The organism is Mycobacterium sp., assembly GCF_035623875.1.
Taxonomy (GTDB): Bacteria; Actinomycetota; Actinomycetes; order Mycobacteriales; family Mycobacteriaceae; genus Mycobacterium.
Window position 1 is genome coordinate 48,609 of sequence record NZ_DASPSP010000003.1, and the last position, 12,902, is coordinate 61,510.

Annotated in this window: 12 protein-coding genes and 1 pseudogene; 8 read left to right on the forward strand and 5 right to left on the reverse strand. The window is 65.7% G+C overall.

What is annotated here, in order from left to right; genetic code table 11:
• The first annotated feature begins 60 nt into the window (after window positions 1-60).
• Complete coding sequence (locus tag VEI45_RS00450; RefSeq protein WP_324849018.1) at window positions 61-735, forward strand: hypothetical protein; 675 nt, start codon at window positions 61-63, stop codon at window positions 733-735.
• A 32-nt stretch (window positions 736-767) separates the two neighbouring features.
• On the opposite strand, the gene VEI45_RS00455 is transcribed toward VEI45_RS00450, so the two are convergent.
• The gene (locus tag VEI45_RS00455; protein WP_324849020.1) at window positions 768-1,139 is read right to left on the reverse strand and encodes an iron-sulfur cluster assembly accessory protein; all 372 of its coding nucleotides are present in this window, start codon (window positions 1,137-1,139) and stop codon (window positions 768-770) included.
• Between the two features lie 109 nt (window positions 1,140-1,248).
• Complete coding sequence (locus tag VEI45_RS00460) at window positions 1,249-2,325, reverse strand: glycerate kinase (protein ID WP_324849057.1); 1,077 nt, start codon at window positions 2,323-2,325, stop codon at window positions 1,249-1,251.
• Window positions 2,326-2,476: 151 nt separating this feature from the next.
• Here VEI45_RS00460 and VEI45_RS00465 point away from each other — a divergent pair, with 151 nt between their 5' ends.
• The 6 genes from VEI45_RS00465 to VEI45_RS00490 all read left to right on the forward strand — a co-directional run bounded on the left by VEI45_RS00465 (window position 2,477) and on the right by VEI45_RS00490 (window position 8,534).
• Window positions 2,477-3,178, forward strand: a complete 702-nt coding sequence (locus VEI45_RS00465) for a DUF3043 domain-containing protein (protein ID WP_324849023.1) — start codon at window positions 2,477-2,479, stop codon at window positions 3,176-3,178.
• A gap of 28 nt (window positions 3,179-3,206) precedes the next feature.
• The gene (locus VEI45_RS00470; RefSeq protein WP_324849025.1) at window positions 3,207-3,740 is read left to right on the forward strand and encodes a bifunctional adenosylcobinamide kinase/adenosylcobinamide-phosphate guanylyltransferase; all 534 of its coding nucleotides are present in this window, start codon (window positions 3,207-3,209) and stop codon (window positions 3,738-3,740) included.
• A 2-nt stretch (window positions 3,741-3,742) separates the two neighbouring features.
• On the forward strand, window positions 3,743-4,801 hold the full coding sequence (gene cobT, locus VEI45_RS00475; protein WP_324849027.1) for a nicotinate-nucleotide--dimethylbenzimidazole phosphoribosyltransferase: 1,059 nt from the start codon (window positions 3,743-3,745) through the stop codon (window positions 4,799-4,801).
• Window positions 4,798-5,538 (forward strand): adenosylcobinamide-GDP ribazoletransferase, encoded by a 741-nt coding sequence (locus tag VEI45_RS00480; protein WP_324849029.1) that lies wholly within the window; start codon window positions 4,798-4,800, stop codon window positions 5,536-5,538. Before cobT ends, VEI45_RS00480 begins: the two co-directional genes overlap by 4 nt.
• 213 nt (window positions 5,539-5,751) lie before the next feature.
• Window positions 5,752-5,985, forward strand: coding sequence for a RyR domain-containing protein (locus tag VEI45_RS00485; RefSeq protein ID WP_324849031.1), 234 nt, complete (start codon window positions 5,752-5,754; stop codon window positions 5,983-5,985).
• 329 nt (window positions 5,986-6,314) lie between these two features.
• A complete protein-coding gene (locus VEI45_RS00490; RefSeq protein ID WP_324849033.1) occupies window positions 6,315-8,534 on the forward strand; it encodes a RyR domain-containing protein in 2,220 nt (739 codons plus the stop codon).
• Window positions 8,535-8,553: 19 nt separating this feature from the next.
• Here the strand turns inward: VEI45_RS00490 and VEI45_RS00495 are convergent, their stop codons facing one another.
• The 3 genes from VEI45_RS00495 to gcvT form a co-directional block, all read right to left on the reverse strand.
• The gene (locus VEI45_RS00495) at window positions 8,554-10,125 is read right to left on the reverse strand and encodes a hypothetical protein (RefSeq protein WP_324849035.1); all 1,572 of its coding nucleotides are present in this window, start codon (window positions 10,123-10,125) and stop codon (window positions 8,554-8,556) included.
• Window positions 10,126-10,369: 244 nt separating this feature from the next.
• Window positions 10,370-11,476, reverse strand: coding sequence for a branched-chain amino acid aminotransferase (locus VEI45_RS00500; protein WP_324849037.1), 1,107 nt, complete (start codon window positions 11,474-11,476; stop codon window positions 10,370-10,372).
• A 22-nt stretch (window positions 11,477-11,498) separates the two neighbouring features.
• Window positions 11,499-12,596, reverse strand: coding sequence for a glycine cleavage system aminomethyltransferase GcvT (gcvT, locus tag VEI45_RS00505; RefSeq protein ID WP_324849039.1), 1,098 nt, complete (start codon window positions 12,594-12,596; stop codon window positions 11,499-11,501).
• A gap of 183 nt (window positions 12,597-12,779) precedes the next feature.
• On the opposite strand from gcvT, the pseudogene VEI45_RS00510 reads away from it, so the two are divergent.
• Window positions 12,780-12,902: pseudogene (locus VEI45_RS00510) on the forward strand (adenylate/guanylate cyclase domain-containing protein); the annotation flags it as partial.

Consider the following 12,902-nt stretch of genomic DNA (forward strand, 5'->3'; position numbering starts at 1 on the left):
CCTCGCTGCGACAGACGTCGTTCAGGGTCATCCAGCCCCGATACCCGAGGAGTACCGCCTATGCCCGGTCCGTATTCGCCGAACCACCGTCTCGGCGCCGACGGACCGCCGTTCAACGACCCCCATCCCAGCCAGCCCATCCCCGGCCCGCCGGCCTACACCGTGCCGCCAGTGGGCGAGGCGGCCGAAGCAGCACCCCCGTCGGCCGCATATCCGGGGCTGCTGCCGCCGCCGGTGCCGTACCCGAACCGCCGCCGTCGAACAGTGGTGCTCGGCGCTGTGGTGGCGTTGGTCCTGATCGCCGGGTTGATCGCCGCGATCCTGCACGGTTCGCGCGGCGGCTCGACCACCCCGACCGGCGCGATCTCTGACGCCACGGCAAAAACGGCGATTCAGGGCTACCTGGACGCGCTGCAGCAGCGCGACATCGAAACCATCGCGCGCAACGCGCTGTGCGGCATCTACGACGCCGTTCGAGACCGACGCTCGGATCAGGCACTCGCCAAACTGAGCAGCGACGCGTTCCGCAAGCAGTTCTCCGAGGCGCAGGTGACCTCGGTCGACAAGATCGTGTACTGGTCGAACTACCAGGCCCAGGTGTTGTTCAGCATGCGCGTCAAGCCCGGCACCGGTGGCGCGCGGCGAGAGCAGGTCCAGGGCATCGCGCAGTTACTTACCCAGCACAACCAGGTGCTGGTGTGCTCCTACGTGCTGCGAACCGCAGGCAGCTACTAAGGACAGCTACCAGATACGCCGAGGTAACTGCGTCAGTTGAAGGAGTCGCCGCAGGCGCACGAGCCGGTGGCGTTCGGGTTGTCGATGGTAAAGCCCTGCTTCTCGATGGTGTCGACGAAGTCGATGGACGCGCCCTGCACGTAGGGCGCGCTCATCCGGTCGACAGTCAGCGTCACGCCGCCGAATTCCGCGGTCAGGTCACCGTCGAGTGCGCGGTCGTCGAAGAACAAGTTGTACCGCAAACCCGCGCATCCCCCAGGCTGAACTGCGATACGCAGCGCCAGGTCGTCGCGTCCCTCCTGCTCCAGCAGTGACTTCGCCTTGGCTGCCGCGGCGTCGGTCAAGATCACGCCGTGGCTCGCGGTAGCTGACCCTGTGGCGGCTGACTCGTCCTGAACAGTCATTGCGTCTCCCTATAAGTGCCTACATGCCCAAATCGTTCTCGGGTCGATGGGTGGGCCTTTTCACTCAGGTCCCCGAGGTATCGGGCCCCCGCGGAAAACACCCACCTCTTCAAAGATACCTTGTTGAGCCTCTATTCCCGAGTCGCGCCGCCACATAAGAGGCAAGGCCCATTAGCTGGTTGGCGGCGTCGGCCAGAGCCAGCCGCACTGAACCGGCGTAGTCGGCGATCGCGTAGGCCGCCAAAATGCCCTCCGATCGCAGCGCCCGACGGTCAAGATCTACCTGACCGGCCATCACCACGATCGGTACTTCCTGTGGTCGCGCCGCCCTGGCCAGCGCGCCGACCACCTTGCCGTGCAACGACTGGTCGTCCAACCGACCCTCGCCGGTGATCACCAGATCAGCTGCGGCGATGTCATCAGCCAACCGCGTGTGCTCGGCGATGATCGATGCGCCCGATTCGCACCGGCCGCCCAGTGCCAGCAGGGCCGCGCCGATTCCTCCGGCGGCCCCTGCGCCTGCTTGCGCGCTAACCGGCCGCCCAACGGCTGCGTCCAGCTCACCCGCCCATTCCGTGAGCCGCCTTTCGAGCGCCGCCACGGTTGCTGGGTCTGCTCCCTTCTGTGGGCCGAATACCTGCGCGGCCCCCCACGGCCCCAGCAGCGGGTACTCGACATCCGAGGCGGCGATCAGTTCGACGCCGGCAAGCCGCCGCCGTCCCGCCGTAAGGCCGCCCAGCTCGTCGACAAGCCCACGGCCACCGTCGGTGCTGGCGGTGCCGCCTAAGCCGACCACGATCCGCGCGGCGCCTGCCCGCACAGCTGCATCGACGAGCTGCCCGACCCCCCTGCTGTGGGCCGACAGTGCGGTTTGCGGCGTCGGCGGGCCGCCGAGGCGGGCCAGTCCGCACGCCTGCGCGCATTCCAGGTATGCCGTCGCAGACACGGTGTCCAGCACCCATTCGGCCTGCACGTCTTCGTCCAGCGGACCGGATACCTGAAGTTGCCGCCGCTGCCCCAACCGGCTGGCCAGTACGTCGACGAAACCTGGGCCCCCGTCGGATTGCGGCGCGATGATGAACTGATCGGCGGGCCGCGCACGGTTCCAGCCGGTCGCTATCGCGGCGGCGGCCTCGACCGCGGTCAGGCTGTCGCCGTAGCAATCGGGGGCAACCAACAGCCGTATGGTCGCCGGCACAAGGTCCGCGGCGGGTGCGATACCGCCGACGTCAGCCGCCGACCCGCTCATTTCAGCCAGCCTAGGGCCCGCTGTGTAAAGGCGCACCACACCTAGACCGTGTACCGGGCAACATCCGCTGCGAAGTAACCTGGCGAACGTGAAACTGCTGGGTCGTAAGAAAGACGGAGACGCCGCTGACCGGGACGGTGCTCGGACGCCGGCGGAAGCCGGGGATGCGTCCGAGTCCATGCTCTCGGCCTCGTCGGAGTCATCCCACGGTTCGCAAACAACCGCCCCCAAGGGGCGCCCCACACCCAGACGCCGCGCCGCCGCCCGGCGCAAGGGCCCGGTTGCTCCGGCACCGATGACGGCCGCCGAGGCCCGCGCACGGCGAAAGTCTTTGGCGGGGCCCAAGCTCAGCCGTGAGGAACGCCGGGCTAACAGTGCAGCGCGTCGCGCCCAGATGGCGGATCGGCGGGAGCGCATGATGCACGGCGACGAGCGCTATCTACTGGCGCGCGATCAGGGCCCGGTGCGGCGGTTCGTCCGCGACTTGGTGGACGCCCGCCGCAATGTGCTCGGGCTGTTCATGCCCTCGGCCCTGACATTGCTGTTTGTCATGTTCGCCGTCCCGCAACTGCAGCTGTACATTTCGCCCGCGATGACGGTGCTGATGGGTCTCATGATGCTCGACGGGCTCATTCTGGGCCGCAAGGTAGCCAGGCGGGTCGATGAAAAGTTTCCGGATAACACCGAAAGCCGTTGGAAACTAGGCCTTTACGCAGCCGGTCGGGCTTCCCAGATGCGGCGGATGCGAGCGCCCCGGCCCCAAGTCAAGCACGGGGCCCGTGTCGAGTAAACGCCGCCTGAAAGCTGTTTGATCTGCCGTGCGAACCCTGGTGCTCGGCGGGATCAAGTCGGGCAAGTCTCGCTGGGCGGAGACGGCCATCGCCGAGTCGCTGGGACCGTTTGAGCCGGTGCGCTACCTGGCGACCGGGTCGGTAACCGACACCGACCCGGCCTGGGTGCAACGGATCGCCCAGCACCGTGATCGGAGGCCCGAGCACTGGTCAACGGTGGAAAGCGACAACGTCCCAACACATTTGCGCCAGTCACCGGCCGCGCCCACCCTTGTCGATGATGTCCCCGGCTGGTTGACCGCCACTTTGAACCGCCGCGGATGGGAGCACGGCTCGGTGTCGGCGGACGTCGATGAGATGCTCGCCGCGGTGGCCTCGTTCAATCCCCCGCTGATCCTGGTCAGCCACGAGGTCGGACTGACCATCGTGTCGGCGACGGTGTCCGGCCGCCGGTTCACTGACGAGTTGGGCACGCTCAACCAGCGGCTGGCCGCCTTGTGCGATCGAGTGGTGCTGATGGTGGCCGGCCAGCCGGTGCAGATCAAGTCGCCTAGGACCTGACAATGTTTCCGCAGGTAGTGCCACCCGATACTGATGCCGCCGCGGCGGCCCGGGCCCGCCAGGACACGCTGACCAAGCCGCGCGGCGCCCTGGGCCGTCTCGAGGATCTGTCCGTCTGGGTCGCATCATGTCAAGGCCACTGTCCGCCAACGCAATTCGAGCGGGCTCGAATTGTGGTGTTCGCCGGCGATCATGGGGTCGCCCGATCGGGGGTGTCGGCCTACCCGCCAGAGGTCACCAGCCAGATGGTCGCGAACATCGCCGCCGGCGGCGCCGCGATCAACGCGCTGGCTGACGTCGCGGGGGCCACGGTGCGCGTCGCCGACCTGGCAGTGGACGCTGACCCGCTGTCGCAGCAGATCGGCGCGCATAAGGTACGGCGCGCCAGCGGCGACATCACATATGAGGATGCGCTGACCCACCAGGAAACCCTCGACGCGATTGACGCCGGCCGGCAGATCGCCGACCAGGAGGTCGATTCCGGTGCGGATCTTCTGATCGCTGGCGATATGGGCATCGGAAACACCACTGCGGCAACGGTTCTGACCGCAGCGCTGACGGGTATCGAGCCGGTCGCAGCGGTCGGCTACGGAACCGGCATCGATGACGCCGGGTGGGCCCGCAAAACGGCGGCCGTGCGCGATGCGCTGTTCCGGGCCGACTCGGTGTCATCCGATCCGGTGGCGCTGCTGCAGCGTTGCGGCGGCGCCGATTTGGCAGGGATGGCGGGCTTCTGTGCGCAGGCCGCCGTCCGGCGCACCCCACTGTTGCTGGATGGCATGGCGGTGACGGCGGCGGCTCTGATCGCCGAGCGCCTGGCTCCCGGGGCCCGGCTGTGGTGGCAGGCCGGCCACCTCTCAACCGAACCGGCGCACGCGCTGGCCTTGGCCCAGCTCGGGCTGGATCCAATCGTGGACCTGAAAATGCGGCTAGGCGAGGGTTCCGGCGCAGCGGTGGCGCTGCCGGTGCTGCGCGCCGCGGTGGCCGCGTTGGCATCGATGGCCAGCTTTTCCAGTGCGAATGTTTCCGACCGCGCCGACCGCTCTATCTCCTCACCGTGATCCGCTCGCTGGCAACGGCTTTCGCGTTCGAGACCGTCGTCCCGGTGCCCGGCACATCGGACCGGCCGCTGGGCCGCGGCGCGATGACCGCGTTACCGGTCGTCGGTGCGGCACTCGGTGCGCTGGCCGCTGCCGTGACATGGGCAAGCGCGCTGGTGTTCGGCTCGGGCAACCCGCTGAACGGCCTGCTCGCCGTGGCGGCACTGCTGGCGGCGACTCGTGGCCTGCACATCGACGGCGTCGCCGACACCGCCGACGGGCTGGGCTGCTACGGGCCGCCGGAACGCGCGCTGCAGGTAATGCGTGACGGGTCGACCGGAGCGTTCGGGGTGGCCAGCGTCGTGTTGGTGATGATGCTGCAAGGACTGGCGTTTTCGGCGCTGGGCGCGGCCGCGATCGTGGTCGCCGTTGCCGCTGGCCGGGTAGCCGCCGTGCTGGCCTGCCGCCGGTCGCTGCCGGCGGCGCCGGGCAGCACGTTGGGCGCCCGGGTCGCGGGCACCCAGTCCGCGCCGGCGATCGCGGCCTGGGTCACCGTGCTGCTCGGGGCGGCCCTGGCCGCAGGTCGGCAGCCATGGCAGGGACCGGTGGCGGTGCTGGTCGGGCTCGGCTGCAGCGCGGCGCTGATCGGGCGCTGCGTACGCCGTTTCGGCGGCATCAGCGGCGACGTACTCGGCGCCGCAATCGAATTGACCACGACAGCGACCGCCCTGACGCTGGCGGCGTTGGCGCGGCTCTAGCCACGTGAGGCGAGGCTAGAATCGCCGAGACTGCTCAGGTGGCTAACCACCGGATGGGGTCGATGTGGGCCGGTTCAGCCGCTGGCGCAGGCCATTCATGAGCGCTGGCGCCAAGAAGCGATCGTCAACGGCGAAACGGCACCGACGTGGCACGACCTCGACGAATCCGGCAAGAATTCCAGCCGGGATCAGGCGCGTCACTTCCCGGTCCACTTGCGCAAGGTTGGCTGTGCCATCACGCCGTTACGCGACTTGGAGGCAAGCAATTTCACTTTCACCGACCCGGAAATTGAACTGCTTGCCGCTGCCGAGCACGAGCGCTGGAACCCTCAACGCATCGCCGATGGCTGGACGCTGGCCAATGAAAAGAATCTCGAACGGAAGGAAACGCCAATTCTGCTGCCGTGGAAGCAGCTGAAAAGCGTTATCCGGACGTCGCCGAATTAGACACCGTGTTTATCGGAGCAATGCCTGCCATCCTCGCTTCGGCCGGTGGGAGATCATTCGCACTCACGAGGGGCACGGTCGTCGACAGCGAATGATCTCCGCGGCTCGCATTTCAATGCCATCATCTTTACCGCGGCCCAAGCAGGAGAGAAGGTCGAATGCAACGCACCATCGCACCTTCCCGCTCGGCGCAGGCTGCGCTTTTAGCCATTGCTTTGGTCTTGCTTGGGTGGCTATGCGTCCTGGCAGTCAATCCCTCGGCAGGAGACAGCTTGCCGAACTGGTTGAGGTGGGTCGGCCGGCCGGGATCGTCGGCAACGATCGCGATCGTGACCGCTGTGCTAGTCGCGCTGTGCGTATTGAGCTTTCGTTCGCACAGTGCCCGCCGGTCGGGCAACGTTCCCATCGTCGTCGTTGCCGGACTCGCCGCGACAAGCGCCGTGTTGGGCTTCAGCTCGTTTTGGACCTGCCACGATGACACGCATCCGGTCTTCTTCCAGCCACTGATCTGGACCGTCTCAGTGGTCAAAGGCTACCCAATCGATTTCTCGCTGGGCGGGCGCGTCTGTCCCAACCCGACTCCGGACGCACTGTCGGTTGCACGGCTAGCGGGGCTGGGTGCGATTTTCACCGCTCTTGCCGCTGTGGTGATCGCACTGTTCCGGTCCCAGCTGGACCGGCTGCGGGCAAGCCTCGCCAGCTCGGTCACCGCCATCGTTGGGATCGACGACGAAACCCGGTCCATGGTCAGCGCGATCGGGGGGACACTCGGCCGGTCGAGCACGTTGGTCGTCTTCACCAGCGGCCCCGATGAGCCGGGCGTGCAGGAGGCCAGAATTCACGGCGGCCGAGTGGTAACGGTGGACTTCAATGCTCCGGAGACCCTCAAGTCGCTGTCGCTGTGGCGCAACCTCGAGCGGCTCTACCTCATGTCGGCCGATCCGACGACCAACCAGTTATGGCTGGACAGCATCACGCGCGCGCGATCCGCGGTTGGCCACAAGCGGCGACTACCGCTCACCGTGCGGATAGATGATCCGTGGCAAGCCGAGGCGTGGCGCGCTGAACAGCTCGGTGGATCGAACACCCGATGGGCGGCTGACGCCGTTAGCAAATACGAGGTCACCGCTCGCTGGCTACTGGAAGAGATTATTTCGACGGCCACCGTAGAACACGTATTCGTTTGCGGCACATCAGAATTGACATTGGCACTGTGCGCGGACCTGAGTCGTCGGAAGTTGGAATACGACTACTACTCCGCACCGGGCGAGACCCCGCTGCCGACACTGAATCTGGTCGCCACAGACGCCGAAGAGTACCGCGAGGACCATGAATTCCACCACCGGCAGGTCGGGTTCTTGTCAACCGGGCCGACGATCGACGCCATACCGCAGCCAGCGACCGTGCCGGTGTTGATGCGGCTGATCGGCGCGAGCGACGCTCCAACCAACGCCGTGATATTCGTCGACGACAAGGCACACGGACCGGCTACCGCAAGGTCAATTGGTACCAGGCTGGCTGCGCGTTATCCGACCATGCCCATTTACATTTGGGACAACGACGCCCAGATGGCCGGGGACCCGTTGCCCATCGTCGGCCGGCTGCGGACCTACCGACTGGCGCTCGACATTCCGGAGGGACAAGCCCAGGATGTCTGTGAACGAGCGGCGAAGCTGATTCACGAGCGCTACGTCGCCAGTATCGAACCGGAACCGAACCCTCCGCCTGCACGGTTGCCGTGGGCAGCCCTCGACGAGTTCTACCGCGAGTCGAATCGGCGCGTGGTCCGCAATGCCCTGTGGATGGTTAAGCAGATCGCCGAACACACCTGGAACACTTGGGGTAACCCACCGCAGCCACTGGGCCTGCATGACATGGTCGGACTGACTGCATTGCAACAGCTGGCGCTGATGGGCTTCGATTACGACGCCGCGATGAAAATGGCGCAGGCGGAACACGAAGACTGGTCTCGCTACTATCGCCGCAATCACTGGAAGTACGGCGCGGTCCGCAACGATGAACAGCAAATCCATAACATGCTCGTTGAATGGTCCGTGGTCGAAGCCGACCAAGATCTGCTCAACTCCGCGGTGACGAGTCTGGCCACCACCTTGTGGAGTCTGCGGCAGCTCGGCTATCGGTCACGTCCGGTGTGGCAGCCGTTCACCCGAGTCGGAACGGTCACCGCCGAACAGCGAAACACGCCCTGGACGTGGACATCGCGATCGGGTCAGACCATGCAGGCCGACGCCGGAGACTGGCAGGTCCAGGTGGGTGAGGCGACCTGGTCAGTACGCGACGATATCTTCCAAACCAGCTACGAGCATGTCGGTGGCAACCAATGGCAAAGGCGTGGAGACGTTTTCGCCCGACCGGCGCAGCCGGGCGAGACGATCGAGACCCTAGAGGGACCCACGACAGCCTTCGACGGCGACTGGGTGGTGCGAGGCGCCGACGGTGAACAATGGCCGGTCGCCGCCCGCGAGTTCGCGGAGCGGTACGCCGCTCTCGATGCAGCCCCAGACGCGACCCCGAATCCCCAGACCTGATCGCCGACTGACCGGGTCGCTACTCCATCGACACCATCATTTGCGCGGCGTCTTGCAACGCCGCTTTAAACGCGGCCAGACTCACTGCGTAAAGATTGAAGAGGCCAGACATGCCGGTTGTGGAGTTGTACAGCGTCACCCATCCGCCATAGATCTGGCCTGTGCCTTGGTTGGTTTGGATGTCAGCGGTGTAGTCGACCTCGAGAAGCTGTTTGAAGTTCCTGCCCGGCAACTGCTGCGGCTGCGTCGGGTGCTGCTGCACATTGGTCAATCCGGAGCTCTGGATATTGTGAGCGATCAGGAACGTTGATTCGTGGCCGATGTCCGGCGTGTTCGCGGTACCTGCGTTAACGAACAGGCCGGCGCTCTGGTCGCTATTGATGAGCTCGGCGGACTGCTGACCTTGGCGGGTGACTGTCCAGCCGGGAGCCACGGCCATGCTGATTCCGTCCACCAGGTTGACGGTGGTGGCGGTGCCGACCGCCAGCGATGCGGTGTTCGACGCCAAAGCAACCCTGCCCCAAGAACTCTCGCCAGATTGGCCAATCGTGCGGTGGATGGATCCGGTCGCCGAACCGCTGTGCGGAGCGATCCTGCCGCCGCCACCCTCGCCCGGCGGCGTGCGCTGCGTTGCCTCACCGCTCATTACCACCGCCACGGTGAACAACACAGCGATCATGAGGATGACCGCAACGATTGCGGCCACCAGCCCACCATGCAACCGATGCTCAGCGTGCCCAGCCTCGAGCACATCCGCATCGGTCCCGCTGTCGGCGAACATCGCCGCGTGCAATCCATCACGAGCCGCCGCCAGCCCCGCCCCGGCCAATAGGAACGCGGCCAACGCGGTCAACACGATCCCGCGGGTACCGTAGGGCTGCAACAAGGTGGTCGCCAACTCGTAGGCCAGCACCAAGACCAGCCCCTCGATCACGCCGGTGACTGGGCTGACCCCGAGCCGGCGCAACCCCAACACCGCGACCATGGCCGCCGTCGCCAGCACAATCGGCTGTAAAAAGCCCAGCGTCAGGGAAATAAACGCGACATGCGCCGGGTCCCCCGCCGCGGCCTGGATAGGGCTGAACGCTCCATGCTGGACCACCACACTGAGCCCCAACGACAGTGCTGCACCACTGAGCGAACACGCCACCACGACATCCATCGGGTGCCGGAATGCCGAGCGGGCGCTGACCACCAGCGCAGGGATCACCACCGCCACAAACGCCGCCACCGGTACCAGCACACCCAATTCGAGAATGCGCGGAACCGGAGGCAGGTGATACCCGGTCGAACCCACCCCCACCAGCTTGGTGAACCGGGTTTCCAGCAGCCCGACCCCGACACCGAGCAGTAGCGAAAGCCCAAATGCCACAACGATCACCGTGAGCGGCTCGTCGTGCCACAACCGGTGATCGTGAATGTAGACCAACACCGCCGCTGGCAACGCCACTGCCGTCAACACCAACGCGACCGGTAGCGACCCCAATCCTGCCGCGATCAACGCCGCCAACAACGCCAACGCGGTGACATCGCGGTACACATGATGACGCCCTGGATGCAGATGCGGCATCAGCGTCCCGATCACCGCCACTTGGCGGCGCGATCCTTGCGGCGTCGGGCTATTCGGGCTGACCATTTCGTGCCTCCCGGGGGGAATTTGCGCGCAGAAGCTTACGACGAGACGCGGCGCAAAACGGCCAAATCGCACCATTAGCCAGAATCGTCACCTAATGATCGTCCGCGCATCACCATCGCACCGGCTGATCAAGATCCGACAATTAGCACATGGTAAATCCGGCGGCGGTAAGTAACCTCGATTGAGAAAGGCCGGTGTTTCAGCCCAGCCGCGACATCCAGCCATGGGTGTCGGCGAAAGTTCCGCGCTGGATGCCGGTCAGCGTGTCACGCAGCGCCATCGTCACCTCGCCAGATTCGCCATCGCCGATAGTGAATTCGCTCTCGCCGTACTTCACGTGCGAAATCGGTGTGATAACCGCGGCTGTGCCGCAGGCGAACACCTCGGTGATCTCACCCGCAGCGGTCTTCTTCTGCCACTCGTCGATATCGATCTTGCGTTCCTCGATAGCAAAACCAGCGTCAGTTGCCAACTGCAGCAACGAATCTCGGGTTATACCCGGCAAAAGCGAGCCGGAGAGCTCAGGGGTGACCAGCCGGGCCGATCCGCCGCTGCCGAACACGAAGAAGATGTTCATCCCGCCCATCTCTTCGATGTAGCGGCGTTCGACGGCATCCAGCCACACCACCTGCTCGCAGCCGTTTTCAGCGGCTTGGGCTTGCGCCACCAACGACGCGGCGTAATTCCCGCCGAACTTCGCTGCGCCGGTACCGCCCGGGCTGGCGCGCACGTATTCCGTTGACACCCAGACGCTGACCGGCTTGATGCCGTGCTTGAAATATGCGCCAGACGGCGAGGCGATCACCAGGTAGCGATACTGCTTGGCCGGGCGCACTCCCAACCCCGGCTCGGTCGCGAAGACGAACGGCCGCAGATACAACGACTCCTCACCGCCGGTCGGGGGAACCCACGCCTTGTCGACTGCGATCAGCTGGCGCAACGACTCGATGAACAGTTCGTCGGGCAATTCTGGGATCGCGATCCGACGCGCCGAGGACCGCATCCGCGCGGCGTTGGCCTCGGCGCGGAACGAGACGATCGACCCGTCCGGCCACCGGTAGGCTTTAAGCCCTTCGAAAACCTCCTGCGCGTAATGCAGCACGATCGCCGACGGATCCAGCTCGATCGGGCCGTACCCGACGACCCGCGCATCATGCCAACCCTGCCCATCGGTGTAATCGATCGACACCATATGGTCGGTGTTGTATCTGCCGAAACCAGGGTCGGCCAGTATCGCTTCGCGCGCCTCGTCGCTCGTCGGGTTTGCGGTGCGTGAAACCGTAAACTCGAGGACGTCGCCGGTCATCATGCGATTGTATAACCGGCCACTAACGGGTTTTTGGTTCGACGAACGGTGGGCGCACCACTTCGCATTCGACCCCGCGGCCTCGAACGTCGACCGTGACATGCTGGCCGTCCGCGACGCCCGTGTCGCTGTCGATCAACGCAAGTGCAATACCGGTTTTCAGCGTCGGAGAAAACGTGCCCGACGTGGTGAACCCGACCTTGGTGTCGCCGTCAAGCACGGTCAACTCCGGCCGCAGCACACCGCGTCCGACCGCGCGCAGGCCACGCAGCAGTCGCTGCGGACCCGCCTCCTTCTCGGCCAGCAGCGCGTCACGGCCGAAGAATGCGCCCTTCTTCCAGCCGATGGCCCACCCGCACCGGGCCTGCAGCGGCGAGATATCGGCCGAAAGTTCGTGACCGTGCAGCGGATAGCCCATCTCGGTGCGCAGCGTGTCGCGCGCCCCGAGACCGGCCAGTTGCCCGTCCGCTCGGTTGACCGCGGCAACCAGCGCGTCGAACACCACACCGGCGGATTCCCAGCGGGGCAACAACTCGTAGCCGTGCTCCCCGGTGTATCCGCTGCGGCAAACCCGCACCGGCACGTCCGCGAACTCGGCGTCGGCATAGCCCATGTAATCCATGGAGGTCGGTAGCCCCAATTCAGCGAGCACATCCGCCGACCGTGGGCCCTGCACGGCCAACACCGCATACGAACGATGCTCGTCGCTGATGCTGAGCCCGGCAGGCGCGGCTTTCTGCAGGGCCGCGACCACGGCTGCGGTGTTGGCGGCGTTGGGCACCAGAAAGATCTCGTCGGGCCCGACGTAGTAGGCGATCAGGTCGTCGATGACTCCACCAGATTCATTGCAGCACAAGGTGTATTGCGCTTTTCCCGGTCCGATGCGGTTCAGGTCGTTGGTGAGCGCGGAGTTGACGAAATCTGCGGCGCCAGGCCCGCGGACCAAGGCCTTGCCCAAGTGGCTGACGTCGAACAGACCGACGGTGTTGCGGGTTGCGGTGTGCTCGCTGACGGTGCCGGCATACGACACCGGCATCAGCCAGCCGCCGAACTCGGCGAAGCTTGCGCCGAGCTCGCGGTGGCGGTCTTCGAGTGGTCCGTGCAGAAGGTCATCGCTCATCGGCGCCGCTCCTCCTCATTGCTGCACTCTGCATCGTCGCCGGCGCGGCTCATCGGCGCCGCTCCTCTGCCCCTCGCCGCTCCGCGGCCGAACGGTACCCCCACATCGCTGCGCTCTGCATCGTCGCAGCGCGGCTCACGACATTTCACCCTAATCCGAGACGTCACTGGCACACTTGGCCAGGTGGTCGACTCCTTCGATTTTGAGGCGCTTCAGGCAGCAGGGATCGTCGATGCGCGCGAGCGGGCTGGTCTGATCGAGTACTTGATCGGACTGGGCTTCACCGCGGACGAGATGGTGGAGGCC